Here is a 25,757-nt window from a genome sequence, read left to right as displayed (position 1 = left end):
GGTCGCACTCTCTTGCGCCCCACGCTAGCCTCGGCCACCGACAACGGCGCGGGACAACGGGACGAACGGCGGAGGGCTCGATGAGCAGACGGAACGGGGCGGAGCACGCATACGACATCGTGCTCTTCGGTGCGACAGGCTTCGTCGGGCAACTGACCGCGGAGTACCTCGCCGCGCACGCCCCCGCCGAGTGCCGCTGGGCGCTCGCCGGACGTACCCCCGCGAAGCTGGAGCAACTCCGCGAACGGCTCACCGCCATCAACCCCGCATGCGCGAAGCTCCCCGTCCTGCGCGCCGACGCGTCCGACCCGGACTCCCTGCGCGAACTCGCCGAGAGCACGCGCGTCGTCGCCACGACCGTCGGCCCGTACATCCTGTACGGCGAGGGCCTGGTCGCCGCCTGCGCCGAGGCGGGGACGGACTACGCGGACCTGTCGGGTGAGCCGGAGTTCGCCGACCGGATGTACCTCGGGTACGACGCGCGGGCCAGGGAGACCGGGGCGCGCATCGTCCACGCCTGCGGCTTCGACTCGATCCCGCACGACCTCGGGGTGTACTTCACGGTCCAGCAGCTGCCGGAGGACGTACCCCTGCGGATCGATGGATTCGTACGCTCCAACGCGATGTTCTCGGGCGGCACCTTCGCCTCCGCGCTCACCGCCTTCGGGCGCAGCAGGCAGACGCTTCAGGCCGCCAAGGAGCGGCGGCTGCACGAACCGCGGCTCATGGGGAGGCGGGCTCGGGCGCCGCTGAGTGCGCCTCGGCGAAGCCGCGAGACGGGCACCTGGGCGCTGCCGCTGGCGACCATCGATCCGCAGGTCGTGGCCCGTTCGGCGGCCGCGCTCGCCCGGTACGGCCCGGATTTCCGGTACCGCCATTACGCGGCGGTGAAGCGGCTGCCGATCGCTGCGGGCGGGACGGTCGCGGCGGGCGCGCTCTTCGCACTCGCCCAGCTTCCGGCGGCGCGCGAGTGGCTGATGAGCAAGTACGCGGCGGGCTCGGGCCCTGACGAGGAGCGCAGGGCCAGGAGCTGGTTCACGGTGCGCTTCGTGGGCGAGGGCGGCGGGCGCCGGGTGTTCACCGAGGTGTCGGGCGGCGATCCCGGCTACGGCGAGACGGCGAAGATGCTCGCCGAGTCCGCGCTGTGCCTGGCCTTCGACACACTGCCTCCGACGTCGGGGCAGGTCACGACGGCGGTGGCGATGGGTGACGCGCTGCTTGAGCGGCTGCAGGCGGCGGGGATCGGGTTCCGGGTCGCGGCCGTGCGCTGAGCCGATGTGCCGGGGTGATCGGCCCGGCCTGCCGGGCTCAGGGGCCGGTCACCCACCCCGCGATGGTGTAGATCATCCCGCCCGTCCACCCCAGCGCGGCCAGACCACCGACCAGAATGCCCATCGTCATACGCCGGCCCGCGCGGTGGAGGGTGACGGATTCGAGCGCCTCGGACGGCCTGGGGTGCGTGGGATGTTCGGAGTGCGTGGTCATACGATCACCCTGCCGCATCCCAGTTCCCCGAACATCCGTACACGTACTCAGTTACGCGGTTGTTCCAAAACCGGTGGCTTCCCGCAGCGCACGGCGGCACAGGGCGTCCGACCTGCGCGTCGACTCCGGAAGGCGGTAGCCGGGGGCCAGGTGCAAGGTGTGGGCGCAGGCGTTGTCCAGGCTCACCCGGTGGCCGACGGAAACGAACACCGGCTTCACACCGTCCTGGGTACGCAGCGCCCGGCCGACTTCCTCCCCCGCCTCGTCCAGCAGCGGGGACGCGGATCCGCGCCGGAAGCCCGGCTGTTCGTAGGTGAAGGTGAAGGGGTTCTTGGCGACGCCGATCGTCGCGAGACCCGTGACGACGCCGAGGTGACTGGCCAGACCGAAGCGGCGAGGGTGGGCGCGTCCGTAGCCGTCGCAGACCACGAGGCCGGGGTCGGAGGAGAGGGACTCAAGGGCGGCCAGCACCGTCGGGAGCTCCCGGAAGGCCAGCAGGCCGGGCACGTAGGGGAAGGTGACGTGGCCGACGGCGGTGGCCTCCTCGACGACGGCGAGGGTTGCGGCGTCGAGGACGACCGCTGCCGCCGCGACGACGTCACGCTCGTCGTCGTACGCCACGTCGACGCCGGTCACCAGGCCGGTGCCGGGCGGGGGGCCGGGCTCGTCGAGCACGACTCGGGTGCGCAGTTCGTCCTGGATGGCGCGGGCTTCGGTCTCGTCCATAGTGGTCAGAGGGTACGGGGTAGCCTGGCGCTCATGTTCGTACTGGAGTTGACCTACACCGCACCCCTTGAGCGCGTCGAGGAGCTGCTCGAAGCGCACGTGGCCTGGCTGGACGCGCAGTACGAGGCGGGAGTCTTCATCGCCTCGGGACGCAAGCAGCCGCGTGACGGCGGGGTGATCCTGGCCGTCGGGGACGACCGCACGCAGATCGAGAAGATCGCGGCGGCGGATCCTTTTACGGTGGGGGGCGTGTGCTCGTACCGGATCACTGAGTTCATCGCGACGAAGACGGCGCCGGAACTGGCCCCGTTCAGGCAGCAGTTGCCGTCGGCGTAAGCGGTGCCTGCGGCGCTGTTCCCCTGGGGAACAGCGCCGCAGGCAACCCGCACTGTCAGCCCAGGGCCGCCACTCGCCCCTTCTCCCCCGACGCCCAGCAGCCCCCGTCCCGAGCACAGTCCACTGTGTCGTACGACCCCGTATCGACCGTGCGCCAGCTCCGCCCGCCGTCCAGCGTGATGTCCGTACCCGTGGGACCGACCGCCAGCGCCGCAGACTTCGTGTGCGGCAGCCATGCGACCCCGGAACGGTACGCCGGCGGCGGCGTCGTCGACTGCCGCCAGCTGCGTCCGCCGTCCGCGGTCACCGCCGCCGCCCGTGGGGACGGCTGGTCCTTGCGGTAGTCGCCGCCGACCGCGATGCCGTGGTTCCGGTGGGTCCGGTCACGGAAGGCGAGCCCGAAGACGCCCCGCGCCGAGTCACCCGCCGGGATCGTCGATTCGGCGGCGGTCCAGGTCAGGCCGCGATCGGCGGAGTGCAGCACCCGGCCGGTCGCGCCCCCGCCCGTCGCCAGCCACACGTCCCGCGCCCCGGCGCTGACCAGGCACTGGCCGCTCGCTGCGAAGCCCGCCTCGCCGGTCTGCGCGGCCGGCATTCCGTCGGTCGGCAGGACCTTCCAGGACTTGCCGCCGTCGCCGGTGGACAGGATGCGGTACTTGCCGTCGACCGGGTCGCTCATCGCCAGGCCGTTACGGCTGTCGAAGAAGGTGACGCAGTCGTAGAACGCCTTCGGGTCGGTGTTGCGGAAGCTCTCGGTCCAGGTCGCGCCGCCGTCCTCGGTGCGAAAGACCCGGGACGCCTCGCCCTCGCCGATGGCCAGCACTACCGCCCGGCGCGCACCGAAGGCCTCGATGTCGCGGAATTCCAGCTCCCCCGCGCCCGGCGGCGAAACATTTCGCCAGCTCCGGCCGCCGTCGGCGGTGCGCAGGACCGTGCCCTTGGACCCGGCCACCCACGCCGTCTTCCTGCTGACCGCGGCGAGGCCCCGGAACCGTACGTCCGTGCCGGTGTCCTTCAGGTGCCAGCCGAGCCCCCGCCCCTGGGCCTCCTCTGCCGGCACGTCCGCCTGCGCCGGTGCGGCCAGAGCGGCGGCCAGCGCCGCCCCGCACAGTCCCAGCGACACCATTCGTCTCGTCTTCCCCATGCCCCTCATGGCGCTGGAAGCTAGCCCAACGCACCAGTCCCGTCCAGGGTGCGACCCCCGGCCCATCTTCCTGAGGTTGGCCGGGGGATGGGCCGGAGAAACGACGTACCGAGGGAGCAACCGTCATGGCAGTCACGGTCACTGACGCCCCAGGAGCAGACCGCTACGAGGCCCGGGTGGACGGCTCGGACGCCGTCGCGGGGTTCACGCAGTACATCAGGACCCACGGGCGCGGCTACATCGCCCGGCACCCCGAATACCAGGACCTCCTCCACCAAAGCACCAGCAAAGTCTCAGACTGACGGTGACGCAGGTCACGCCACCTCCGCATGCACGGAATGGCGAGTTTCTACGTCTGTCCCTGTGACACACCGCAGCAGCACCGAGTCGTGAGAGGGATCAGGCCATGGCCCCCGTGATTGAGCAATCCGTGCAGGCCCGTCTGGTCTCGTCCACGCCCCGGATGGAGATCGTCAGCGCCGTCCTGCGGTACGACCGCGCCGATCCCTTCGCCGTACGCATGGCCTTCCCGCCCACAGCGACGCTGGAGGGCGTCGAGGTCTCGTGGGCGTTCGCCCGTGAGCTGCTGCTGACAGGCGTCGACAGGCGGGCCGGTCTGGGCGACGTACAGGTGCGGCCGTACGGGTACGGGCGCACGGTGCTGGAATTCCATGCACTGGAGGGCACCGCGATGGTGCACATCCGCACCGCCGACCTGCGCCGCTTCCTCAAGCGCACGGACGAACTGGTCCCCGTCGGCGGCGAACACCTGCACCTCGACGTCGACCACGACCTGGCAGAGCTGCTGCGCGACGCGCTCTAGGGCGCAGCCGCCTCTGCGCCCGGCCCCGCGATAAATCGGTTGGCGGTCGGCAAGAGGGCGTCGTACTTTGGTCGTGGCCCTGTTGTCGTCGATCGGAGATGGACGTTGCTCGTCTGAGGTCCTGAGACACCGCGTCGCACAGCTTCCGTCTGTGCGCCCCGCGTGCGACCTCGGCACTTGAGCCGTCCACCCCGGACCGGGGCCATTTCGCCGTCCTGGCGAGGCCCTCCTGCCACAGACCCACAAGTCGTCGCCGCCCCGGTGTCTCCACCCGTTGCCCTGTTTGTTCCCAGCAACCGGGAGGCACCCCTTGTCTACCTTCCCCACCCATCTCACCTGCTCCGCGCTGTCATTCGGCTGGCCGGACGGGACACCCGTGTTCGACGACTTCCAGCTGGCTGTCGGGCCCGGCAGAACCGGCCTGATCGGACTCAACGGCTCCGGCAAATCGACCCTGTTGCGGCTGGCGGCCCGTGAACTCACGCCGACCAGCGGCAAGATCCAGGTGGCCGGAGAGGTCGGCTATCTCCCCCAGAACCTGGTCCTCGACACCGGGCTGCGCGTCGACGAAGCCCTGGGCATCGCCGGTGCCCGCGCCGCGCTGCACGCCATCGAGGCGGGCGAGGCGACGGAGGAGCACTTCACCGCCGTCGGCGACGACTGGGACGTCGAGGAGCGCGCCCGCGCCACCCTCGATCAGCTCGGGCTCGCCCGGATCGGCCTCGACCGGACCATCGGCGAGGTGTCCGGCGGCGAGTCCGTGCTGCTGCGGCTGGCCGCGCTGCTGCTGCGCCGCCCGGACGTACTCCTGCTCGACGAGCCGACGAACAATCTGGACCGGCACGCGCGGGAGCACCTGTACGCGGCGGTCGAGGCCTGGCCCGGTGTGATGGTCGTGGTCAGCCACGACCGTGAACTGCTGGAGCGCGTGGACCGGATCGCCGAACTGCGCGAGGGCGAAGTCCGTTGGTACGGCGGCAACTTCTCGGCGTACGAGGGGGCGCTGGCCGTCGAGCAGGAGGCGGCCGAACGCATGGTGCGGGCCGCCGAGGCCGACGTGCACCGGCAGAAGAAGGAACTGGCCGACGCGCACGTCAAGTTGGCCCGCCGGAAGCGGTACGGGCAGAAGATGAACGACAACAAGCGCGAGCCGAAGATCGTCATGGGGGCCCGCAAGCGCGCCGCCCAGGAGTCGGCGGGCAAGCACCGCATCATGCACACCGAGAAACTGGCGGAGGCCAGGGACCGGCTGAGCGAGGCCGCCGATGCGGTGCGCGACGACGACGAGATCAACGTCGTACTGCCGCACACCACAGTGCATCCGGGCCGCAGGGTGCTGACGCTGCGCGATCTCGCATTGCGGCACGGGGCGGGAATCGACGGCGGGTTCGAGCTGCGCGGCCCGGAGCGAATCGCGCTGGTCGGGCGCAACGGGGCGGGCAAGACGACGCTGCTGCGGACGATCACCGGCGATCTGGAACCGGTGTCGGGCGAGGCCGTCGCCCACGTCCCGCTGCGCTTTCTGCCCCAGCGGCTCGACGTACTGGACGACGCGCTGAGCGTGGCCGAGAACGTGGCGCGGTTCGCGCCTTCGGCGACCAACAACGTCATCAGGGCGCGGCTCGCGCGCTTCCTGTTCAAGGGGGCGCGTGCCGATCAGGCGGCCGGGACCCTGTCGGGCGGCGAGCGGTTCCGCGCCACTTTGGCGGCGCTGCTGCTCGCGGAGCCCGCGCCGCAGTTGCTGATGCTCGACGAGCCGACGAACAACCTGGACATCGCGAGTGTGCGCCGGCTGACTCAGGCCCTGGAGTCGTACGAGGGTGCGCTGATCGTGGCGAGCCACGACGAGCCGTTCCTGGAGTCGATCGGCATCACCCGGCGGCTGGAGCTCGGGGGCGAGGAGGCGACAGCGACGTAGAGTGACGTAAGAGGTGACAGTGCCGTAAAACGGGCACCGGAGGCGTCGTGCGTGCGTTCGTCTTCATGGGGAAGGCTCGTGATGCCGGTCACCCGCTCTGATTCTGGAGAGACTGCCCATGCCCAGCAGAAAAGCCCTCGTCCGCCGCCCCGGCCCGCGCCTCGCCGAAGGCCTCGTCACGCACATCGAGCGGAGCCCCGTCGATCCGGGACTGGCCGTCGCGCAGTGGGAGGCGTACACCGAGGCGCTGCGCGCGCACGGCTGGGCGACCGTCGAGGTGGCGCCGGCCGACGACTGCCCGGATGCGGTGTTCGTCGAGGACGCGGTGGTGATGTACCGGAATGTGGCCCTGATCGCGCGGCCGGGGGCCGAAACGCGCAGGTCGGAGACGGTGGGCGTGGAGGAGGCGGTGGCGCGGCTCGGGTGCTCGGTGAACTGGGTGTGGGAGCCGGGCACCCTGGACGGCGGCGACGTCCTCAAGATGGGCGACACGATCTACGTGGGGCGCGGGGGACGGACCAACGCGGCGGGGGTGCAGCAGCTGCGGGCCGCCTTCGAGCCGCTCGGGGCACGGATCGTCGCCGTGCCCGTCAGCAAGGTGCTGCACCTGAAATCGGCGGTCACGGCGCTGCCCGACGGCACGTTCATCGGCTTCGAGCCGCTGGTGGACGCACCCTCCGTCTTCCCGCGCTTCCTGCCGGTGCCGGAGGAGTCCGGGGCGCATGTGGTGCTGCTGGGCGGCGGGAAGCTGCTGATGGCGGCGAGCGCACCGAAGACGGCGGAACTCTTCAACGATCTTGGTTATGAACCTGTTCCGGTGGACATCGGCGAGTTCGAGAAGCTCGAAGGGTGCGTGACTTGCCTCTCGGTTCGCCTCCGTGACCTGTATTCATAACCGAACGTAACGGGACATTACCCAGCCGGACTTGGCTCAGCTCTTACGACCCCCTTAACCTACGGTCTCGTAACCTACGAGGGCGTAGGTATTTCCCCGTAGCCCCAGTCCCCAGGAGCACACTCGTGACGATCACCTCTCCCCAACTCGGCAGTTCGGACGCGTGGACCGACGCCCGACTGCTGTACGCGCTGGAAGAGGTGGTGGAGAAGGAACTCAACCGCCATCTCAAGGTCGCCAAGGACTGGATGCCGCACGAGTACGTCCCGTTCTCCGACGGCCGGAACTTCCCCGGCTTCTTCGAGGACGGCCAGGCCTGGGACCCCGAGCAGTCCAAGGTCACCGACCTCGGCAAGATCGCTCTCGTCGTCAACCTGCTGACCGAGGACAACCTCCCCAGCTACCACCACGAGATCGCCTCCCTCTTCGGCCGCGACGGCGCCTGGGGCACCTGGGTGCACCGCTGGACGGCGGAGGAGGGCCGGCACGGCATCGTGATGCGCGACTACCTGCTGACCTCGCGCGCCGTGGACCCGGACAAGCTGGAGCAGTTCCGCATGGCGCACATGGCGGAGGGCTTCGAGTCGGACAACCGCCACTCGATGCTGCACTCCGTGGCGTACGTCGCCTTCCAGGAGCTCGCCACCCGCGTCTCGCACCGCAACACCGGCCACCAGTCGGGCGACCCCGTCTGCGACCGGATGCTGGCGCGGATCGCGACCGACGAGAACCTGCACATGGTCTTCTACCGCAACCTGCTCGGCGCGGCCTTCGAGCTCGCCCCCGACCTGACCATGCAGTCGGTGCGCGACGTCGTCGTGAACTTCCGGATGCCCGGACACGGCATGCCCGGCTTCGAGCGCGCCGCCGCGCAGATGGCGATCGGCGAGATCTACAACATGCGGATCCACCACGACGACGTGCTCCAGCCGGTGCTTCGCTACCTGAAGGTCCTGGAGATCGACGGGCTCGGCCCCGAGGGTCTCAAGGCGCAGGAAGAGCTCGGCCTCTACATGAACGGCCTCGACTCGGAGGCGAGCAAGTTCGACGAGAAGCTGGCCGCCCGCAAGGCCCGCATGGCGGCCCGCGCCGCCTCCTGACGCGGATCACCCACAGCAGCTCGTACGCATACGCCGCCACCTGGATCCGGGGGGCGGCGTAGCTGTGGGGCTGAGCGAGTTCGGAGCCAGTACCTCGCAAGGCCCGAACGGGCGGCCCGTACGCTGTGCGGCGTGAAGCCACTGACCCGTCTCGCGCTCGTGGGCGCACCGCTCGCCATCGCCGCCGCCATCGTTTTCGGTGGCGGCGGCTCGGATGTTCTTGTTTCCGACGCCCCGGCCAAGGGCCGGGTCCTGAACGCAGAGCAGCCGAAGAACCAGCAGAAGCCGAAGCAGCTGACAGACGCGGACAAGAAGCTGGAGGCGCGCATCGCCAAGATGCCGCCCGGCCTCGCGGCTCCCCGGATGAAGGAGATCGCCTCGCAGATCGTGTCGAGTGCCGAGAACTCGACCCTGAACTGGCGTGGCCAGTACGGCTCCATCGAGGACATCGACGACGGCTGCGGCTACACCGCCGGTGTCATCGGCTTCTGCTCAGGCACCAACGACATGCTCCAGCTGGTCGAGGCGTACACGAAGGACCATCCCGACAACCCGCTCGCCGCCTACCTGCCCGCCCTCCGCACGGTGGACGGCACCGCGTCGCACGAGGGTCTCGACCCCGGGTTCAAGGCGGCGTGGGCGAAGGCCGCCGAGAGTCCGGCGTTCCGCACGGCACAGGACAAGGCGCGGGACAGGATCTATTTCCAGCCGGCGGTCCGGATGGCGAAGATGGACGGCCTCGGCACACTCGGCCAGTTCATCTACTACGACGCGATGGTGCTGCACGGCCCCGGCATCGACCCCAAGGGCTTCTACGGCATCCGCAAGGCTGCCATGAGGACCGCCCCCACGGCGGCCGAGGGCGGCAAGGAGCAGGCGTACCTGGATGCCTTCCTCGACGCCGGGCGTGCGGTGATGAAGGTGAAGAAGGCCCACCAGGACACCTCGCGCATCGACACCGCGCAGCGCGTGTTCCTGCGGAACGGCAATCTGGAACTGAGGACTCCGCTGGTGTGGCAGATGTACGGCGAGACCTTCCGCATCCCGGCTTCCTGAGCCGCGCGCCCGTTCTCCGCCGCTAGGGCGTGTCCGGCGGATCAGGCCGGCTTCAAGGTGCGGCGCGTTCTCGGTTCTGGTGAGCGGGGTCTGGTGCGTGCAGCTGCAAGGCGGAGGAGGGAGGCGACGCGATGGGGGTCCCCCCTGTTCGAGCGCAGTCGAGAACTTGGGGGAGTCAGCGACCGACGACAACGCCGCAGATGTGCGCACCAGACCCCGCGGCCCAGGCCTGATCCGCCGGACACGCCCTACGCCCGCGCGTCCTCCCGGATCAGCTCCGCCGCCTTCTCGGCGATCGCCACCGTGGGGGCCTGCGTATGCCCCCGCGTGATCCGCGGCATCACCGAAGCGTCCACGACCCGCAGGCCCTCCACTCCCCTGACGCGGAGCCTGGGGTCGGTCACCGACGCGTCGTCGGTGCCCATGCGGCAGGTGCCTACCGGGTGGTAGAGCGTCTCGGAGGACTCCCTGATCGCCTGCCCCAGCTCCTCGTCGTCGACCTCTCCCGGGTACGGCGCCATCGGCCCGGCTGTGTACGGCGCGAAGGCCCGGTCCGCGAAGAGGGCTTCGGCCTGGCGCACGCCCGCGATCAGGCGGCGCAGGTCGGTCGCGTCCGTCAGGTAGGCGGGGTCGATGTGCGGGGCCGTGGAAACGTTCGTGTCCGTCAGGGTGATGCGGCCCTCGCTCGCGGGCTGGAGCAGGATGACGCCGATGGTCACGCCGTGCTCGTCCGGCGGCGTCAGACCGTGCTTCACGAACGGCACCGGAGCGTAGATCAGCTCGACGTCGGGCGCGGCGAGTTCGGGCGTACTGCGGACGAAGGCGACGGCTTCGCCGACGTTCGAGGTGAGCGGTCCGCGCCCGGACAGCAGGAACCGGCCCACGTTGGCGAGCGTGTCCGCGCCGGTCAGTGTGACCGGCAGCGGGCAGCGCATGGTCACCGCCGTCGACAGGTGGTCCTGGAGGTGGCGGCCGACGTCGGGCGAGGCGGCGCGCACGTCGATGCCGGTCTCGCGCAGGTGCTCCGGATCTCCGATGCCGGAGAGCATCAGCAAGTGCGGGGAGCCGATCGCGCCCGCGCTGAGGATGACCTCGCGGCGGGCGCTCAGCACCTTCCCCGCGTCCGCCACGACACCCGTCACGCGGGTGCCTTCGAAGGCCAGCCGCCGTACCCGGGCATCCGTGATGACGTCCAGGTTCCTGCGGCGCCCGGCGGGCCTGAGGTAGCCGTCGGCGGTGCTCCAGCGGCGTCCGCCGCGCTGGTTGACCGGGGTCGGGGCGAAGCCGCTGGGGTCGGGGACGTTGAGTTCGGCAAGCTCCTGGAGGCCGGCGGCGCGGCAGGCGTCGAGGAACGCCGCCGTCGTCCGGTTCGGGTCGCGGGGCGGCGAAATGGACAGCGGCCCTTCCGTCCCGTACACCGAGGCGCCTGCCGGGTCCGCCGCGCCGCCCGTCCATCGCTCCGCGCGCCGGAAGTAGCGTACGAACTCGTCGTGCGACCACTCGGGGCCCGCCGCTTCGCCCCACGCGTCGTAGTCGTCGCGGTGGCCGCGGACCCACATCATGGCGTTGATCGAGGAACAGCCGCCCAGCGTGTGGCCGCGCGGCCAGTACAGTTCACGGCCGCCGAGCTCGGGCTGCTTGGCGGTGCTGAAGTCCCAGTCGTACGCGGTCTTGAAGAGCTTCGGGAAGGCCGCCGGAATGCGTATCTCGGTCTTGCGGTCGCGGCCGCCCGACTCGACGAGTGCGACGCGCACCGTGGGGTCCTCGGAGAGGCGCGCGGCGAGCACACAGCCCGCCGAGCCCGCTCCGACGACGATGTAGTCGTACTCGGTCGTTGCCTGCCTGCTGCTCAACACGGCTCCCTTGGCGGTTCGCGGACGGTGCGGACCTCAGCATGGTCGGCTCGGGGCCGCCGTACCAGGGGGCGTTGGGCGGGACGGCTTGTCAGTGGGTGCCGCGCCTGAGGCGCAGTCTCTCCTTCTCGGAGAGTCCGCCCCAGACGCCGAACCGCTCGTCGTTCGTGAGTGCGTACTCCAGACAGGCCACACGCCCTTCGCAGGCGCCGCAGAGCTGCTTGGCCTCGCGGGTGGAGCTGCCGGCGGCCGGGAAGAAGAACTCGGGCCCGGCCTGGGCGCACAATGCTGTCTCCTGCCAGGAGAGTTCGCGTTCGGTGGTGGTGATGTTGATCGGCATGCGGCACACCCTGCCCGGTACGGATCAACGTCCGATCAATGACCGATCAACGCCGGCTCGACAACGCCGCGTCAATGGTGGTCGTGTGCGGCTGCGCCCTGCGGATGGTGCGGTTCGTAACCGGGGATCGTGCCGTCCGGTTTGGCGACCAGGAACAGGCCCGCCATCCCCATGTCGGAGTGGCTCTGGACGTGGCAGTGGTACATCCAGGCGCCCGCGCCGACATGTTCGCCCGCGATGATCTGGAAGCCGAAGGAGTCGGCCGGGCCGGTGATCTTGTTGTCGACGATGCGGCTGGGGTCGTCGGGGCCCTCCAGGAGGCCGGTCCTGTTGTCCGCCCAGCGGTGACCGTGGATGTGGAACGTGTGGTAGTACTCGCCGTGCGTGATCATCACGATCTCGACCCGGTCGCCCACCGTGGCCCCGAAATTGGGGCTCTGGTGTCCGGGTTTGTTGTTGATCGTCATGTCGTTGAAGACGATGGTGAAGGTCTTGTCCGGCAGGATGTCGCCCTTGCGGCGCACGATCACCGGGCCGTACAGGCCCTTGCGGATGCCGCCCGTTCCGTGGTCCGTGCCCACCACATGGTCGTGGTAATGCCAGTAACCCGCGCTCCCCGCCCTCCAAGTGCCGTCCTTGCGCTTGCCGGGGGTGTGGGTGCGCCAGGTGTACGTGCGGGTGCCGCCGGGTTCGACATGGCTCTTGTTGAGTTTCGTACCGTCGCTGGCCACGTCGTAGTCCACGCCGTGCACATGGAGGCTGGCGGGGACGTCCATCGTGTTCTCGAATTCGATGTGCACGGTGTCGCCCTCCACCAGCTCGATCAGCGGGCCGGGGATCGATGCCTTGCCCTTTTCGAAGCCGTACCCCATCGAGCCGTCGGCCAGCTTCTCGGCGTACATCTTCAGGTGGCGGACCTGGCCACCGGCCGGTGCCGTCTTCGGCGGGTTCCCCAACGGGGCGGCGGACGAGGCGGATTCGGCGAGCGACAACGATGTCATGCCGGTCGCCGCGACCGCACCACCCGCCAGGAGGCGTCGGTTGAAGCTTCGTCGGTCCATGCCTGACTCCCCATCACTGTCCGGAGACTGACGGCCATACCGTAGCGGTGCGGGCTCCGTTCATCCACACTCAGGACAAAGTTCGCGGCATTCCGGTCGTTCCTCTTGGCGGGTCGCGAAAAGAGGTCTAGCTTCATCGGCTGTTCCTGTGACCACTGAGGGATGGGTGAACACATGCAGCGCGCACCACATCACCGGTCAAGATCCCGACGCGGGCTGACAGCGGCCCTGGCGGCCGGGGTTGTCGCATCCGGCCTGCTCGGCGGTACCGCGGCCTCCGCCAAACCGTACCCGGAACCCCCACCCGCGACAACGTTGTCCCTGCCCGACCTGCCGTCGCCGCCCGGTGGCACCAATGTCCGGGTGCTCGTCTTCCACGGCTCTGCGACGGGCGGCGACGAGCCGCCCACCGTCAACGCCGGCATTGAAGCCATCGAGAAAATCGGCCAGTCGGGCACCGCCGCGCAGCGCTTCCGCGTGGAGGCCACGGACGACGCCTCCGTCTTCACCACGGCGAAGCTCGGCAAGTTCAACGCCGTCGTCTTCCTGACCGGCGGCGGCGACGTGCTCGATCCGGAGCAGGAGGCCGGACTTGAGGCGTACATGGAGGCGGGCGGCGGCTTCCTGGGCATCCATGACGCGGCGCGCACCGAGCCGTACTCCGACTGGTTCGGCGGCCTGATCGGCGCGCGGGCCGCCGTCGGCGGACCCACGAACGTGCAGCGCGCGACGGTGGAAGTCGGCGACCGGCAGCACCCGGCTTCAACAGGCCTGCCCCTCCAGTGGAAGCGTCCGGACAAGTGGCTGAACTGGACGAAGAATCCGTCCGGTGATGTGCACACCGTGGCGCGGGTCCGGGAAGCGACGTACAAGCCCGGCACGAGCGCCAACGGCTGGGACCACCCGGTCTCCTGGTGCCGCGACTACGACGGCGGCCGGTCCTTCTACACCGGCATGGGCGGTACGGCCGAGTCCTTCCAGGAGACGGACTTCCGCGACCACCTGCGCGGCGCCCTCCAGTGGACGACACGGCTCGCCCGCGCCGACTGCCGGGCGGGTGTCGACGCCAACTACAAGGCCGAGCGCCTCACCGCGCCCAACCAGCCCGGCCGGTCCGACCAGATCGGCGAGCCGCACGGCCTGGTGACGGCCAAGGACGGCCGGGTCATCTACATCGGACGGGGAGGCGCCGACAACGACGCGCCCGTCGTCACCGACTGGAACAACCCCGACATCGGCAAGGGCCAGGGCCAGATTCACGTCTACGACCCCAAGACGAAGAAAGTGACGCTCGCGGGCGCCCTGACCGTCTTCGGCAACAAGGGCGGCGGCGACGAACTGGTCAAGAACGAGGAGGGACTGCTCGGCGTCGAGACCGACCCGGACTTCCTCAGCAATGGGTGGGTGTATCTGCACTACACACCCCACTCGGAGATCAACCGGGACACGCACATGGCGGAGCGCCGTGTCTCCCGCTTCACGCTCGACCTCGCGACCAACAAGCTGGATCTCGCGTCCGAGAAGGTCCTGCTCAAGTGGCCCGTCCAGATCCACAGTTGCTGTCACGCGGGCGGCGGTCTGGCCTGGGACTCCAAGGAGAATCTGTACATCGCGACGGGCGACAACAACTCCTCGCGGTTCACCGACGGTTACTCCGGCAACAACCCGGAGCCGAACTTCAAGGGCGTGCCCTTCGCGGACGCCCGCCGCACCGCGGGCAACACCAACAACCTCAACGGCAAGATCCTGCGGATCCACCCCGAGGACGACGGTACGTACACCCTGCCCGCCGGGAATCTCTTCACCGGCAAGGAGCCGGACGAGGGCGGCGGCAAGACGCGCGGCGAGATCTACGTGATGGGCGTGCGCAATCCGGCCCGTATCGCCGTCGACCCGAAGACCGACATCCTGTACGCCGGATGGGTCGGCCCCGACGCGGGGGCGCCCAGCACCACCTGGGGCCCGGCGAAGTACGACACCTTCGCCGCGATCACGAAGCCGGGCAACCACGGCTGGCCGTACTGCATGGGCAACAACCAGCCGTACCGCGACCGCAATCTGCCCGACCCGAGCAAGCCGCTCGGCTGGTACGACTGCGACAAGCCGAAGAACGAGTCGCCGAACAACGACGGTCTGGTGAACCTGCCGCCGGTCACACCGAACACCATCTGGTACTCGCCGCAGGGCGGCGGCGTGGACTATCCGCGCGATGCCAACGGTGTGCCGAGCTACAAGCAGGAGGAGCAGAAAGTGCTGCTGCCGTGGCTCAAGGGCGGCGGCCAGGCGACGATGAACGGGCCGGTCTACCGGTACGACGAGACGAGCGCCGGGGAAGGCAAGTGGCCCTCGTACTGGGACGGCAAGTGGTTCGTCGGTGACTTCTACGACGGCGACCAGCCGCGCCACGCGGTGCTGACCGACCCCAAGACCGTCGGCAACGGAGGGCTGCCCACGCACGCCGAGTCCCTCAAGAAGATCATCCCGGTGGGCGCGGACGGCATCCGCAACCTCATGGACTGGAAGTTCGCGCCGGACGGCTCGCTCTACGTCCTCGACTACGGGCGCGGTTTCTTCACCTCGGACTCCAAGTCCGCGCTGTGGCGCGTGACGTACAAGGGCGGCGAGCCGACACCGGCCGCCAAGGATCTCGCCAGGAAGGCGGAGTAGCCGGTGAAGCGAAGAACTCCGAATCTCTGGGCGGCACTTGCCGCTGCCCTGCTCATGGTCCTCGGGCTGACGTCGACGGCGGCGTACGGGCGCGAGGACGGCGGGTCGGCTTCCGCTGCGGAACAGACGCTGACCTGGACGGCCGGCGACCCCATCGACCGCTATCTGACGTTCCCCAAGACCGCGGTGGCGGGGCAGACGACGATCGTCTTCGAGAACAGCACCGCGACCGGCAACACCACCGGGATGCCGCACACGCTGACGTTCGACGTGTCCGACCCCGAGTACAACAACGACGTACAGCTGAACCTGCTCGCCAACCCCAGCGACGACCGGGGCGGCAAGCACACCGCCACCGTCACCCTCACACCCGGCCGGTACTTCTACCACTGCACCATCCCGGGCCACGGGGCGATGCAGGGCATCCTCACCGTCACCGAAGGGGGCGGCGGTGAGGACACCACGGCGCCCGAGACCTCGGCGAAGGTGGAGGGCGAGAAAAACGCCGACGGGGCCTACATCGGGCACGCGTCGGTGACCGTCGAGGCCACCGACGCGGGCTCCGGCGTGGACAGGATCGAGTACGCGGTCGGCGCGGCCGGCGCCTGGCAGCCGTACACCGCGCCCGTCATGGTCCACGAGGTCGGTACGCACAAGATCCGTTACCGGGCCACCGACAAGGCGGGGAACGCCGCCGCCGAGAAGGCCGTCGACTTCACCGTCGTCGCACCGCCGACGGACGACAAGACACCGCCGGAGACGTCGGCGACGGTGAGCGGCGAGAAGAATCCGGAGGGGCACTACCTGGGCATGGCGACGGTCACGGTGACGGCGTCCGACACGGGCTCCGGCGTCAACACCATCGAGTACGCACTCGGGGCGGACGGCGCCTGGAAGGCGTACACCGGGCCGGTCATGGTCCACGAGACAGGCACGCACAAGGTCCGCTACCGGGCGACCGACCGGGCCGGGAACATGGCCGCCGAGAAGGCCGTCGACTTCACCGTCGTCGCACCGCCGACCGAGGACAAGACGCCGCCGGAGACCACGGCGACGCTCAGCGGTGACAAGAACTCCGACGGCGCGTACATCACCAGCGCCAAGGTGACGCTCGCGGCGACGGACGCGGGCGGCTCGGGCGTGGACAAGGTCGAGTACTCGCTCGACGGCGGCCCGTATCTCGCGTACACCGTGCCGGTGATCGTCGACCGCGTCGGACGGCACACGGTCGGCCACCGCGCGACCGACAAGGCGGGCAACACGTCCGCCGCGAAGCAGGTGGCCTTCACGGTCGCAGAGGGCGGCGGCGTACCGGCGCCCAACTGTCCGGAACACGACGAGCGGTTGACCGTCATCGTCGGCACGGTCGACACCGGCGTGCCGAACCGCATCACGCGCAGTCGTTGCACCATCAACGAGCTGATCGAGGACGAGAAGGAGTGGACCTCCCACGCCCTCTTCCTCAAGCACGTCGACGCCGTCGTCGACAAGCTGCTGCACGACGGTGTCATCGACGGGCGTGAGCACAAGAAGATCTACAGGGCGGCCAAGCAGTCCGGCATCGGCAGGCCGGGGCAGACGGCCGGATACCGCGATCTGTTCGACGGTACGCAGTCCTCCTTCGCCAAGTGGCAGCAGGTGGGCGGCGGCTCGTTCGGCCTGAACACGGACGGCTCGATGACCAGCAGCAGTACGGTCCCGGGCATGGGCATGCTGTGGTTCCCGGAGCGGAAGTACGAGGACTTCTCGCTGAAGCTGCGGTGGCGCGACGACGCACCGGGTACGGGCCATGCCAACGCCGGTGTCTTCGTGCGCTTCCCGCAGGTCCACGACCACCCGGAGGAGCCGCGCCCGGAGTGGGTCGCGATCAAGTACGGGCACGAAGTGCAGATCCTCGACCGTCCTGACGGCGACATGTACAAAACGGGCTCGGTCTACGGCTTCGACCGTGTGGGGCTGGGCAGTGCGGGCGTCACACCCAAGGGCACCTGGAACGACTACGAGATCCGGATGGAGGGCCAGCACTACTCGGTCTTCCGCAACGGTGTCCTGATCAACGAGTTCGACAACAACGGCGGGCAGGACTTCTATCCGCCGCGCGGCGACGATCCGGGGACGGACGGGCGGCGGTACGCCTCCGGCCACGTCGGGCTCCAGGTCCACGGGACCACGGATGTGATCTCGTACCGCGACATCCGCATCAAACAGCTCTAGCGGAAAGGGCTCCTTCCCGCCGTGTCACACCGTGTCGCGGTGTCACGGCGGGAAGGAGGACAGCTCCTCGTCGCGCCCGGAGGCGTAGGCGAAGATCAGGTGGCGTACCTGCGGTTTGTGGCCGGGTCGGGTCAAGGCCATGGCGCGGGCTTCCAGCTCCTGGTCCAGCTTGGTTCCCCGTTCCATGATCTGACGCAGATGCTCCCGCTCCGAGCCGACGGTGAACGTCTCCAGGAAGAGCGTCGGGTCCGCCATGTCTTCGAACAGGCCCCACAGCGAGGCACCCGTACGCCGGCGTGACATGCCCACCGGCTGCATCGCCGCGATGAACGCCTCGGCGTTCGCCCGGTCCACCCGCCACTCGACCGTGACCAGAACAGGGCCCGCATCGCGACGCCCCGGCATCTGGATCGACGGCGGCTCCGCCCAGAGCTGAGCGGGGCGTACGTCGACAGGACCGGAAGGCATCGGCAGTGTCCGCATGCCCACGACGGTCGTCACGAAGAGGCCGATGGCCGACACCACGAAGGTGGTCCGTACGCCCAGCCAGTCGGCGACGGCGCCCCACCCGACTCCGCCCAGTGCCTGCCCGCCCATGAAGACCAGCTGGTAGTAGGCGAGTCCGCGGGTACGGGCCCACGCGGGCAGCAGCACCTGCGCGGAGGCTGAGAGGGTCGACAAGACCGCCACCCACGCCAGACCGGACACGATCAGGGCGGCGGCGACTCCGACGGCGTACGGCACCAGGCCGATCGCCGCCATCGTCCCCGCATAGATCACCATGGCGCCCGTGACCAGTACGTTCGTCCTCAGGTGCCCCCGCATCGAAGGCAGCAGTACCGCGCCGATGACCGCGCCGAGACCCACGCTGCCGAGCAGCAGGCCGTACCCGCCGGCGTCGAGACCCAGCGGCCCGCGGGCGACCGTGGGCAGGAGCGCCCACATCCCTCCGGCGAAGAGCATGAAGAGGCCCGAGCGGCCGATGACCGCGCCGAGCAGCGGCGCGCTGCGCACATACCGGGCGCCCGCCCGGATCGCATCACGGATGTGCTCGGAGCCGAGCGGCCTGTGCGTCGGTGGCCGCTTCCAGGCGTAGAGGACCACCAGAACGCCGAGGAAGGACAGGGCGTTGAGGGCGAAGGTGGCCTCGGGGCCCGCGGCGTGGATCAGGGCGCCGCCGAAAGCCGGGCCGGCTGCCCGCGCCACATTGCCGTTCGCGCTGTTGAGCAGGGCGGCCTGCGGGATCTCCTCACGGCTGACCAGCTCGGGCTGGATGGCCTGGAAGGAGGAGATGCAGAACGCCTCGCCCACACCCATCAGGGCGGTCAGTCCGAGCAGCAGAGACTGGGTCTCCGCGCCCGCGGCGGTGACGCCGGCCAGGCCGGCCGCGCCGAGGAACATCAGGAGTTGGCCGCCGATCAGCAATCGCCGCTGGTCGAGGATGTCCCCCAAGGCCCCGGCGGGCACCACCAGTACGAAGACCGGCAGTGTTGTCGCCGTCTGGACGAGTGCGACCTCCAGCGCGCCGCCGCCGAGGTCGCCCATCAGCCACTGGGCTCCCACTGTCTGCATCCAGGTGCCCATGTTGGCCGCCAGTTGGGCGATCCACAGAGCGCGGAACACCGGTCGGCGCATGGGTGCCCACGCCGAGGGCTCCGGGCCCCAGTCCTGCGTCGCAGGCGCATGCTTCACCTGAACGCTCTCCTCACCATCTGCGTCACGCCTCCAGCTGAGGCTCCGCGGTCACGGTCGTGGTGGGCATCCTGGTGCCGATGCTCCGGTAGTGGATGGGAAGGCCGGCCATCAGCTCGGGAGGCAGGCAGTTCTTGCCGTCGATGAGCAGGCGCGGCGCGACGAGCCGGGCGGCCAGCGTCGGCCAGTGCGCTTCGATGGCCTGCGGCCATTCGGTGAGCAGGACGACGGCGTGGGCGCCGTCGACCGCGTCGGGCAGCTCCGCGACGGGATTCGCGGACGGGAAGAGCCCGGCTATGGTCGCGGCATCGGTGGCCGGGTCCCAGACCCGTACGTCGGCCGCTTCGGCAAGGATCGCCGGGACGACGGCGAGGCTGGGGGCGGCTCGCAGGTCGTCGCTCCACGGTTCGTACCGCACTCCGAGTACGGCGATCGTCGCTTCGCGCAGGGCGGCGCCGAGTTCGGTGCGCAATATCTGCAGAGCCACACCGGTCTGTGCGTCGTTGACGGCGATCGTCGCCCGCAGCAGGGGCGCCGACATCCCCACGCTGCTCGCCCAGTGCGCCAGCGCGGCGGTGTCCTTGGGGAGGCAGGAGTCGCCGTAGCCCAGGCCGGGCTGGAGGAACGCGTGCCCGATCCGGGGGTCGTAACCGACGCCCTGCATGACGTGGTCGACGTCGATGTCGGGCCCGCTGCACATCTGGGCGATCTCGTTCGAGAAGCTGATCTTCATAGCAAGGAAGGCGTTGCTCGCGTACTTGATCATCTCTGCGCTGGTGGGAGTCGTCGACACCCATGGGCCGGACACTCCCGCGTACAGCTCACGCAGTGCCAGGGTGTTCTCCCGGCTCCAGGTGCCGGCGATGACACGGGCGGGCACGGCCCAGTCCTCCAGGGCACTGCCCTGGTTGAGGAATTCGGGGTTGTACGCGTAACGCTCGCGAAGCCAGGGGTGGGCATCGGCGAGTCTGCTGCTGGTGCCCGGCGGAACGGTGGACTTGAGCACCACCCGGGGCACGGGCAGCAGATTCCCGATCTGCTCCAGCACGCTCGTCACCTGGGACAGGTCCGCGGATCCGTCCGACTGCGGCGGTGTCCCCACGGTGATCAGCACGATGTCGAAGGGGGCCCTCCGGTGGCACTCCGCCAGCCCGTCGGCGAATCGCAGTCGCCCGGTGGCCAGAGCGGCAGCCAGCTGCTGGGGGAGGCCGGGTTCGAAGACGGGTGCTTCGCCCGAATTCAGTGTGCGCAACCGGCTGTGGTCCTGCTCGACCCCGGTGACGCCGTGCCCCTGCAGGGCCAGCGCGACTGCGCCCGTCAAGCCGACGTAACCCTGTCCGACGACTGCCACGCGCATCACCAACCACCTCCTCCTGCTGCTTCGCTGTGGGCGTCGTGCAAGGTGCAAAGTGGCGGTGTGAGCAGCCCGGAATCGGCCGCTCCGGCCCGCTTCTCTCATAGCACCCCAAGGAAGCGGTGATCGCATCCGGTGCCTGGCGCATGGCTGCGACCTCAGTGGGGACGCGCTGGGGGACAGAAACCGCGGGACGAGACGCCCGGGACAGAGACCATGTGACGAGGTGAGAACGGTGCGCGCACTGACCTGGCACGGCAAGCGGGACGTACGGGTGGAGACGGTGCCCGACCCGCAGCTCAAAGAACCGACCGATGTGATCGTCCGGGTCACGTCGACCGGCATCTGCGGTTCCGACCTGCACCTGTACGAGGTGCTCGGCCCCTATCTGGATCCGGGGGACATCCTCGGACACGAGCCCATGGGCATCGTCGAGGAAGTGGGCGCCGGTGTGTCCACGCTCGCGCCGGGCGACCGGGTCGTGATCCCCTTCAATGTCTCCTGCGGCAACTGCTTCATGTGCGACCAGGGACTCCACTCCCAATGCGAGACCACCCAGGTACGGGAGCGCGGCACGGGTGCGTCGCTGTTCGGATACACCAAGCTGTACGGCCAAGTCCCGGGTGGGCAGGCCGAGTTCCTGCGGGTGCCGTTCGGTGACAATCTGCCGGTCAAGGTGCCCGAGGGGCCGCCCGACGAGCGGTACGTCTATCTCTCCGACGTGCTGCCCACCGCCTGGCAGGCCGTCGAGTACGCGGCGGTTCCGCCCGGCGGCAGCCTGACCGTCCTCGGTCTGGGGCCGATCGGCGAGATGGCCGCCCGTGTCGCCCTGCACCGGGGCGCCGGCCTGGTGATCGGCGTCGACCTGGTGCCGGAGCGGCTGGCCCGTGCGAGCGCCCACGGCGTCAAGACGCTCGACCTGCGCAATTACGGGAAGGAGCTCCCCGATGCCATCCGCGACCGGACCAACGGCAGGGGCACCGACTCCGTGATCGATGCCGTCGGCATGGAGGCCCATGGCGCCCCCGTCGCCAAGGCCGCGCAGTGGATCACCGGCCTGCTGCCCGATGCCGTCGCCAAGCCGCTGATGGAACACGCGGGAGTGGACCGGCTGCACGCCCTGTACACCGCGATCGACGTGGTACGCCGGGGTGGCACGATCTCCCTGGCAGGTGTGTACGGCGGCGCGGCGGACCCGATGCCGATGCTGACCCTCTTCGACAAGCAGATCCAGCTGCGGATGGGCCAGGCCAACGTCAAGCGGTGGGTGGACGACATCCTGCCGCTCCTCGACGACACGGATCCGCTGGGAGTGGAGGGTTTCGCCACGCACACCATGCCGCTGGCGGACGGGCCGAGGGCGTACGAGATGTTCCAGGCCAAGGAGGACGGCATGATCAAGACACTGCTCAAGCCTTAGCGGCTCATTCTTCCTTCTTCTCTTTCGCCCGGCTCGGCTGGACGCGCTTGGGCTCGCCCGGCATCTTCGGGTAGTCCGGCGGGTACGGCAGCTCGCCGAGGCCGTGGTCGCGTTCGTCGCGGGCGGCGAGTTCCAGGAGGCCCTCCAGGCCGAAGGCGTGGTCGTCCATGTCGGCGTGGATGTCGCCCAGTTCGGCGAAGCGCGTCGGCATGGTGACCAGGTCGAAGTCCTGGGGCTCGGCCTCGTCGAGTTCGTCCCAGGTCAGCGGCGCCGAGACGGGTGCGTGGGGGTACGGCCGCACGGAGTAGGCGGAGGCGATCGTACGGTCGCGGGCTGTCTGGTTGTAGTCCACGAAGATCCGCTCGCCGCGCTCCTCCTTCCACCAGGCGGTGGTCACCCGGCCCGGCATGCGCCGTTCCAGTTCGCGGCCGACGGCGATCGCGGCGCGGCGTACCTGGGAGAACGTCCAGCGGGGCTCGATCGGGACGAAGACGTGGAGGCCGCGTCCGCCGGAGGTCTTGGGCCAGCCGCGCAGGCCCTGCTCGTCGAGGAGCGTGTGGAGTTCGTGGGCGGCTCTGACGGCGTCCGCGAAGTCCGTGCCCGGCTGCGGGTCGAGGTCGATGCGCAGTTCGTCGGGGTGTTCTGTGCGGTCGCGGCGTACCGGCCAGGGGTGGAAGGTGAGGCAGCCCAGGTTCGCCGCCCAGATGACCGCGGCCGGTTCGGTGGGGCAGATCTCGTGCGCCTCGCGGCCGCTGGGGAAGGCGATGCGGGCGGTGGGGATCCAGTCGGGCAGGTTCTTGGGGGCGCGTTTCTGGTAGAAGAACTCGCCCTCGATGCCCTCGATGAAGCGCTGGAGCGTGGTCGGGCGGTCGCGCAGGGCGCGGGTGATTCCGTCGCCGACGGCAAGGAAGTACTGGGCCACGTCCCACTTGGTGTAGCCGCGCTCCGGGAAGTAGATCTTGTCGGGGCTCGACAGCCGTACGGTCCGCCCGCCGGCTGTCAGCTCCACCGCATCACCCATGTCCGCCACGCTAAGCCGGACGGAGACGTAACGCATACCGGGAGCATACGGGGGCGCATACCGAGCATTTCATGGCAAATGCCCGCAGAATCGGTGTATGGATCTGCCGGTGATGCCACCCGTGAAACCCATGCTGGCCAAGTCCGTGGCCGAGATCCCGCCGGGCCCCGGCATGCACTACGAGGCCAAGTGGGACGGCTTCCGGGCGATCGTCTATCGCGACGGCGACGAGGTGGAGATCGGCAGCAGGTCGGGCAAGCCACTGACCCGCTACTTTCCCGAGCTCGTCGACTCGCTGCTCGCGGCGCTGCCCGACCGCTGTGTCGTGGACGGCGAGATCGTGATCGCCTACGAGGGCAGGCTCGACTTCGACCGTCTCAGCGAGCGCATCCACCCGGCGGATTCCCGCGTGAGGCTGCTCGCCGAGCGGACACCGGCCAGCTTCGTCGCGTTCGACCTGCTGGCTATCGGCAACGACTCGCTGATCGACGCCCCGTTCAAGGACCGTCGCGCCACCCTCACCGGCGCACTCGGCGGCGCCCCCGCCCCGGTCCATCTGGCGCCCGCGACCACCGACATCGAGGTGGCCCGGGAGTGGTTTCAGCACTACGAGGGCGCCGGTCTCGACGGTGTGGTGGCCAAGCCGCAGGCCATGCCGTACCGCCAGGACACCCGCCTGATGTACAAGATCAAGCACGAGCGCACCGCGGACTGTGTCGTCGCCGGATACCGGTTCCACAAGAGCGGCCCCGTCGTCGGCTCGCTGCTCCTCGGCCTGTACGACGATGCGGGCACACTCCAGCACGTAGGGGTGTCCGCGGCGTTCCCGATGCGCCGCCGCGAGGAACTGGTGGCCGAACTGGGGCCGCTGCGCATGGAGTCGCCCGAGGCCGAGGGCCACCCGTGGGCCACCTGGTCGGACGAGTCCGCCCATGAGCAGAGCCGGATGCCCGGCGCCCCGAGCCGCTGGTCGGGCAAGAAGGACCTGTCGTGGGTGCCGTTGCGGCCGGAGGCCGTGTGCGAGGTGGCGTACGACCACATGGAGGGCGACCGTTTCCGGCACACCGCCCGGTTCCGCCGGTGGCGTGAGGACCGTACGCCCGAGAGCTGTACGTACGCCCAGTTGGAGGAGCCGGTCAGCTACGACCTCGCGGACGTCCTCAGGTCGCGGTGATCTTCTCCCACTCCTTTCGGTCGGGGCCCAGCGCGTTCGGCACGTAGTCCGGATGCGCGGCGAGCCACGACTCAACCCGTTCCCGGATCTCCGGGGTTCCGTACGCCTCGTCCGGAGTCGCCGCCAGGTGCCGGACCCTGGCGCGCGCCCGCATCACCTCCGGTTCCACCAGTGCGCACTCGAAGAGAGCCGCCATCTCGCGGGCCGGCCCGGCACGGAACTCCCGGTTGGCGAAGCGCTCGCCGATCGCGCGGTCGGTGATGACCTGGAAGTCGAACCAGGGCTTGAGGGTCCGCACCGCCCAGTCGTGGTGGTCGGCGGCGAAGTCCGGCGAACCGGGGTCCCGGCCCCGCTCCCCGTCCACTTCGCACGCGAGCCTGCGCGCCGCCCACAGTGCGAGCGATGCGCCCTGCGCCATCGTCGGGTTGGTGTGGGTGATGGAGTCGCCGATGCCGATGATTCCCGCGGCGACCGGGCCCTGTTCGTCGACGAGCGCACTCCACCGGTTGTCGAGCCCGGCCGTTGCCAGGACCGGGCAGAGCGGCTCGGCCCCCAGCTCCAGCCAGGCCGCCCCGGGCGCGAACATACGGGCCGCCGCCTCGAAGACGGCCGGGTCGCGCAGCGAGCCGCGCGACGGGTCCTCGGTGTGGACGAAGAGGGTGACGGCGAACAGCCCGTTGTCGGCGGGGAAGACGGCGCAGCCCGCGAAGGTCCCGCCGGTCACGGTCCAGGGCCGGGTGGGGCCGTCGAGCCGCCCGTCGGGCAGGCGGTACCAGCGGCAGAAGTACGCGATGCCGGTACGGTGCCGCTCCACCACCGGGGGCCGACAGCCCGCCCCCGTCAGCCAGTCCCCCGTACCGCACCGGCGGCCGCCCGCGTCGATCACCAACTCGGCTTCGTACGCACCGAGTTGAGTGCGTACGCCGCGCACGCGCGGGGGGCTCGCGGACGGGTCGACGAGCAGCCCGGTGACCGGTTCGCCGTACCGCACGTGGGCTCGCGGCTCGGCCCGGAGTGCATCGGTGAGCGCGGTCTCCAGGACGATGCGGCGGGACTGGAGTACGACCAGGTTCTCGTCGCCGGGGCGGTACGGGGGGCGTTCGTCGAACCAGTCCAGTTCGTGCCGTTCGCGGGCGCCGAGCCTCAGGACGCTTTCGTACACATCGGGAGCCTCGGCCAGGAGCACGGCGCGGGCGGCGCCGAGCAGGTGGTGGGGCTGGGCGGCCTGCGGTACGCCGGGGCGCCGCCAGTCGAAGAAGTCCTGGTCGAGGTCGTGGCCCGGCGCGCGGCTGTCCCGCTCGAAGACGGTCACCCGGTGGCCGCGCCGGGCGGTGAGGAGCGCCGCCGCGAGGCCGCCGATGCCGCCGCCGATCACCGCGAAGTCCGCCATGCCGCCCCCTCTGACCGGTAGCTGTCATTGCAGTCTGCCCAGCGGGGCGGAGATCGATCCGGCGCGGTCGTGGCGGAGGTGTTTCTTC

The 25,757-nt window shown here is 69.8% G+C and carries 22 protein-coding genes; 12 read left to right on the top strand and 10 right to left on the bottom strand.

Annotated features, from left to right (window positions below; genetic code table 11):
* Positions 1 to 80 precede the first annotated feature (80 nt).
* Positions 81 to 1,271, top strand: coding sequence for a saccharopine dehydrogenase family protein (locus tag PXH83_RS28020; protein WP_274564065.1), 1,191 nt, complete (start codon positions 81 to 83; stop codon positions 1,269 to 1,271).
* A gap of 37 nt (positions 1,272 to 1,308) precedes the next feature.
* Here PXH83_RS28020 and mmpA read toward each other — a convergent pair whose 3' ends face one another.
* On the bottom strand, positions 1,309 to 1,485 hold the full coding sequence (mmpA, locus tag PXH83_RS28015; RefSeq protein ID WP_214922029.1) for a morphogenic membrane protein MmpA: 177 nt from the start codon (positions 1,483 to 1,485) through the stop codon (positions 1,309 to 1,311).
* A gap of 51 nt (positions 1,486 to 1,536) precedes the next feature.
* Positions 1,537 to 2,211, bottom strand: coding sequence for an endonuclease V (locus PXH83_RS28010; protein WP_274564064.1), 675 nt, complete (start codon positions 2,209 to 2,211; stop codon positions 1,537 to 1,539).
* Between the two features lie 33 nt (positions 2,212 to 2,244).
* Here PXH83_RS28010 and PXH83_RS28005 point away from each other — a divergent pair, with 33 nt between their 5' ends.
* Positions 2,245 to 2,547 carry a YciI family protein gene (locus PXH83_RS28005; protein ID WP_274564062.1) on the top strand — a complete coding sequence of 101 codons (303 nt, stop codon included), beginning with the start codon at positions 2,245 to 2,247 and terminating at the stop codon, positions 2,545 to 2,547.
* Between the two features lie 55 nt (positions 2,548 to 2,602).
* On the opposite strand, the gene PXH83_RS28000 is transcribed toward PXH83_RS28005, so the two are convergent.
* The gene (locus tag PXH83_RS28000) at positions 2,603 to 3,700 is read right to left on the bottom strand and encodes a beta propeller repeat protein (RefSeq protein ID WP_274564061.1); all 1,098 of its coding nucleotides are present in this window, start codon (positions 3,698 to 3,700) and stop codon (positions 2,603 to 2,605) included.
* 116 nt (positions 3,701 to 3,816) lie between these two features.
* Between PXH83_RS28000 and PXH83_RS27995 the strand changes: the two genes are divergently transcribed.
* From PXH83_RS27995 to PXH83_RS27970, 6 genes are all read left to right on the top strand, one after another.
* Positions 3,817 to 3,993 carry a hypothetical protein gene (locus PXH83_RS27995; RefSeq protein ID WP_274564060.1) on the top strand — a complete coding sequence of 59 codons (177 nt, stop codon included), beginning with the start codon at positions 3,817 to 3,819 and terminating at the stop codon, positions 3,991 to 3,993.
* Positions 3,994 to 4,097: 104 nt separating this feature from the next.
* Entirely contained in the window at positions 4,098 to 4,514 is a 417-nt protein-coding gene (gene ssgD / locus PXH83_RS27990; protein ID WP_274564058.1) for a spore wall synthesis regulator SsgD, read from the top strand.
* A 310-nt stretch (positions 4,515 to 4,824) separates the two neighbouring features.
* A complete protein-coding gene (locus PXH83_RS27985; protein WP_274564057.1) occupies positions 4,825 to 6,432 on the top strand; it encodes an ABC-F family ATP-binding cassette domain-containing protein in 1,608 nt (535 codons plus the stop codon).
* Between the two features lie 118 nt (positions 6,433 to 6,550).
* Positions 6,551 to 7,327, top strand: a complete 777-nt coding sequence (ddaH, locus tag PXH83_RS27980) for a dimethylargininase (RefSeq protein ID WP_274564056.1) — start codon at positions 6,551 to 6,553, stop codon at positions 7,325 to 7,327.
* A gap of 125 nt (positions 7,328 to 7,452) precedes the next feature.
* On the top strand, positions 7,453 to 8,427 hold the full coding sequence (locus PXH83_RS27975) for an acyl-ACP desaturase (protein ID WP_214921920.1): 975 nt from the start codon (positions 7,453 to 7,455) through the stop codon (positions 8,425 to 8,427).
* A 132-nt stretch (positions 8,428 to 8,559) separates the two neighbouring features.
* A complete protein-coding gene (locus PXH83_RS27970; RefSeq protein WP_420803259.1) occupies positions 8,560 to 9,483 on the top strand; it encodes a chitosanase in 924 nt (307 codons plus the stop codon).
* Between the two features lie 248 nt (positions 9,484 to 9,731).
* Here PXH83_RS27970 and PXH83_RS27965 read toward each other — a convergent pair whose 3' ends face one another.
* From PXH83_RS27965 to PXH83_RS27955, 3 genes are all read right to left on the bottom strand, one after another.
* The gene (locus tag PXH83_RS27965) at positions 9,732 to 11,336 is read right to left on the bottom strand and encodes a GMC family oxidoreductase (RefSeq protein ID WP_274564055.1); all 1,605 of its coding nucleotides are present in this window, start codon (positions 11,334 to 11,336) and stop codon (positions 9,732 to 9,734) included.
* Positions 11,337 to 11,427: 91 nt separating this feature from the next.
* Positions 11,428 to 11,676 (bottom strand): WhiB family transcriptional regulator, encoded by a 249-nt coding sequence (locus tag PXH83_RS27960; protein ID WP_274564054.1) that lies wholly within the window; start codon positions 11,674 to 11,676, stop codon positions 11,428 to 11,430.
* 71 nt (positions 11,677 to 11,747) lie between these two features.
* On the bottom strand, positions 11,748 to 12,737 hold the full coding sequence (locus tag PXH83_RS27955) for a multicopper oxidase domain-containing protein (protein ID WP_274564053.1): 990 nt from the start codon (positions 12,735 to 12,737) through the stop codon (positions 11,748 to 11,750).
* A gap of 174 nt (positions 12,738 to 12,911) precedes the next feature.
* Here PXH83_RS27955 and PXH83_RS27950 point away from each other — a divergent pair, with 174 nt between their 5' ends.
* Positions 12,912 to 15,404, top strand: coding sequence for a ThuA domain-containing protein (locus tag PXH83_RS27950; RefSeq protein WP_274564052.1), 2,493 nt, complete (start codon positions 12,912 to 12,914; stop codon positions 15,402 to 15,404).
* A gap of 54 nt (positions 15,405 to 15,458) precedes the next feature.
* Positions 15,459 to 17,618 (top strand): OmpL47-type beta-barrel domain-containing protein, encoded by a 2,160-nt coding sequence (locus PXH83_RS27945; protein WP_274565193.1) that lies wholly within the window; start codon positions 15,459 to 15,461, stop codon positions 17,616 to 17,618.
* Positions 17,619 to 17,660: 42 nt separating this feature from the next.
* Here the strand turns inward: PXH83_RS27945 and PXH83_RS27940 are convergent, their stop codons facing one another.
* Together PXH83_RS27940 and PXH83_RS27935 are read right to left on the bottom strand one after the other, a co-directional pair.
* Complete coding sequence (locus tag PXH83_RS27940) at positions 17,661 to 19,310, bottom strand: MFS transporter (protein ID WP_274564051.1); 1,650 nt, start codon at positions 19,308 to 19,310, stop codon at positions 17,661 to 17,663.
* A gap of 25 nt (positions 19,311 to 19,335) precedes the next feature.
* Complete coding sequence (locus PXH83_RS27935; RefSeq protein ID WP_274564050.1) at positions 19,336 to 20,667, bottom strand: UDP-glucose dehydrogenase family protein; 1,332 nt, start codon at positions 20,665 to 20,667, stop codon at positions 19,336 to 19,338.
* A gap of 232 nt (positions 20,668 to 20,899) precedes the next feature.
* On the opposite strand from PXH83_RS27935, the gene PXH83_RS27930 reads away from it, so the two are divergent.
* A complete protein-coding gene (locus PXH83_RS27930) occupies positions 20,900 to 22,084 on the top strand; it encodes a zinc-dependent alcohol dehydrogenase (protein WP_274564049.1) in 1,185 nt (394 codons plus the stop codon).
* A gap of 4 nt (positions 22,085 to 22,088) precedes the next feature.
* On the opposite strand, the gene ligD is transcribed toward PXH83_RS27930, so the two are convergent.
* Entirely contained in the window at positions 22,089 to 23,105 is a 1,017-nt protein-coding gene (ligD, locus tag PXH83_RS27925) for a non-homologous end-joining DNA ligase (protein WP_274564048.1), read from the bottom strand.
* 97 nt (positions 23,106 to 23,202) lie between these two features.
* Between ligD and PXH83_RS27920 the strand changes: the two genes are divergently transcribed.
* Positions 23,203 to 24,279 (top strand): ATP-dependent DNA ligase, encoded by a 1,077-nt coding sequence (locus PXH83_RS27920; protein ID WP_274564047.1) that lies wholly within the window; start codon positions 23,203 to 23,205, stop codon positions 24,277 to 24,279.
* Here the strand turns inward: PXH83_RS27920 and PXH83_RS27915 are convergent.
* On the bottom strand, positions 24,266 to 25,669 hold the full coding sequence (locus PXH83_RS27915) for an NAD(P)/FAD-dependent oxidoreductase (protein ID WP_274564046.1): 1,404 nt from the start codon (positions 25,667 to 25,669) through the stop codon (positions 24,266 to 24,268). The genes PXH83_RS27920 and PXH83_RS27915 overlap by 14 nt on opposite strands.
* Positions 25,670 to 25,757: the final 88 nt, after the last annotated feature.

This window comes from Streptomyces spiramyceticus (assembly GCF_028807635.1).
Taxonomy (GTDB): domain Bacteria; phylum Actinomycetota; class Actinomycetes; order Streptomycetales; family Streptomycetaceae; genus Streptomyces; species Streptomyces spiramyceticus.
The sequence above is the reverse complement of the archived record's forward strand: the minus strand, read 5'-3'. Positions and strand labels throughout refer to the sequence as shown.

Bases quoted from the DNA above. Each gene is read 5' to 3' on its own strand.
- PXH83_RS28020 (WP_274564065.1), top strand. From the start codon at position 81: ATGAGCAGACGGAACGGGGCGGAGCACGCATACGACATCGTGCTCTTC.
- mmpA (WP_214922029.1), bottom strand. From the start codon at position 1,485: ATGACCACGCACTCCGAACATCCCACGCACCCCAGGCCGTCCGAGGCG.
- PXH83_RS28010 (WP_274564064.1), bottom strand. From the start codon at position 2,211: ATGGACGAGACCGAAGCCCGCGCCATCCAGGACGAACTGCGCACCCGA.
- PXH83_RS28005 (WP_274564062.1), top strand. From the start codon at position 2,245: ATGTTCGTACTGGAGTTGACCTACACCGCACCCCTTGAGCGCGTCGAG.
- PXH83_RS28000 (WP_274564061.1), bottom strand. From the start codon at position 3,700: ATGAGGGGCATGGGGAAGACGAGACGAATGGTGTCGCTGGGACTGTGC.
- PXH83_RS27995 (WP_274564060.1), top strand. From the start codon at position 3,817: ATGGCAGTCACGGTCACTGACGCCCCAGGAGCAGACCGCTACGAGGCC.
- ssgD (WP_274564058.1), top strand. From the start codon at position 4,098: ATGGCCCCCGTGATTGAGCAATCCGTGCAGGCCCGTCTGGTCTCGTCC.
- ddaH (WP_274564056.1), top strand. From the start codon at position 6,551: ATGCCCAGCAGAAAAGCCCTCGTCCGCCGCCCCGGCCCGCGCCTCGCC.
- PXH83_RS27960 (WP_274564054.1), bottom strand. From the start codon at position 11,676: ATGCCGATCAACATCACCACCACCGAACGCGAACTCTCCTGGCAGGAG.
- PXH83_RS27955 (WP_274564053.1), bottom strand. From the start codon at position 12,737: ATGGACCGACGAAGCTTCAACCGACGCCTCCTGGCGGGTGGTGCGGTC.
- PXH83_RS27950 (WP_274564052.1), top strand. From the start codon at position 12,912: ATGCAGCGCGCACCACATCACCGGTCAAGATCCCGACGCGGGCTGACA.
- PXH83_RS27945 (WP_274565193.1), top strand. From the start codon at position 15,459: ATGGTCCTCGGGCTGACGTCGACGGCGGCGTACGGGCGCGAGGACGGC.
- PXH83_RS27935 (WP_274564050.1), bottom strand. From the start codon at position 20,667: ATGCGCGTGGCAGTCGTCGGACAGGGTTACGTCGGCTTGACGGGCGCA.
- ligD (WP_274564048.1), bottom strand. From the start codon at position 23,105: ATGGGTGATGCGGTGGAGCTGACAGCCGGCGGGCGGACCGTACGGCTG.
- PXH83_RS27920 (WP_274564047.1), top strand. From the start codon at position 23,203: ATGGATCTGCCGGTGATGCCACCCGTGAAACCCATGCTGGCCAAGTCC.
- PXH83_RS27915 (WP_274564046.1), bottom strand. From the start codon at position 25,669: ATGGCGGACTTCGCGGTGATCGGCGGCGGCATCGGCGGCCTCGCGGCG.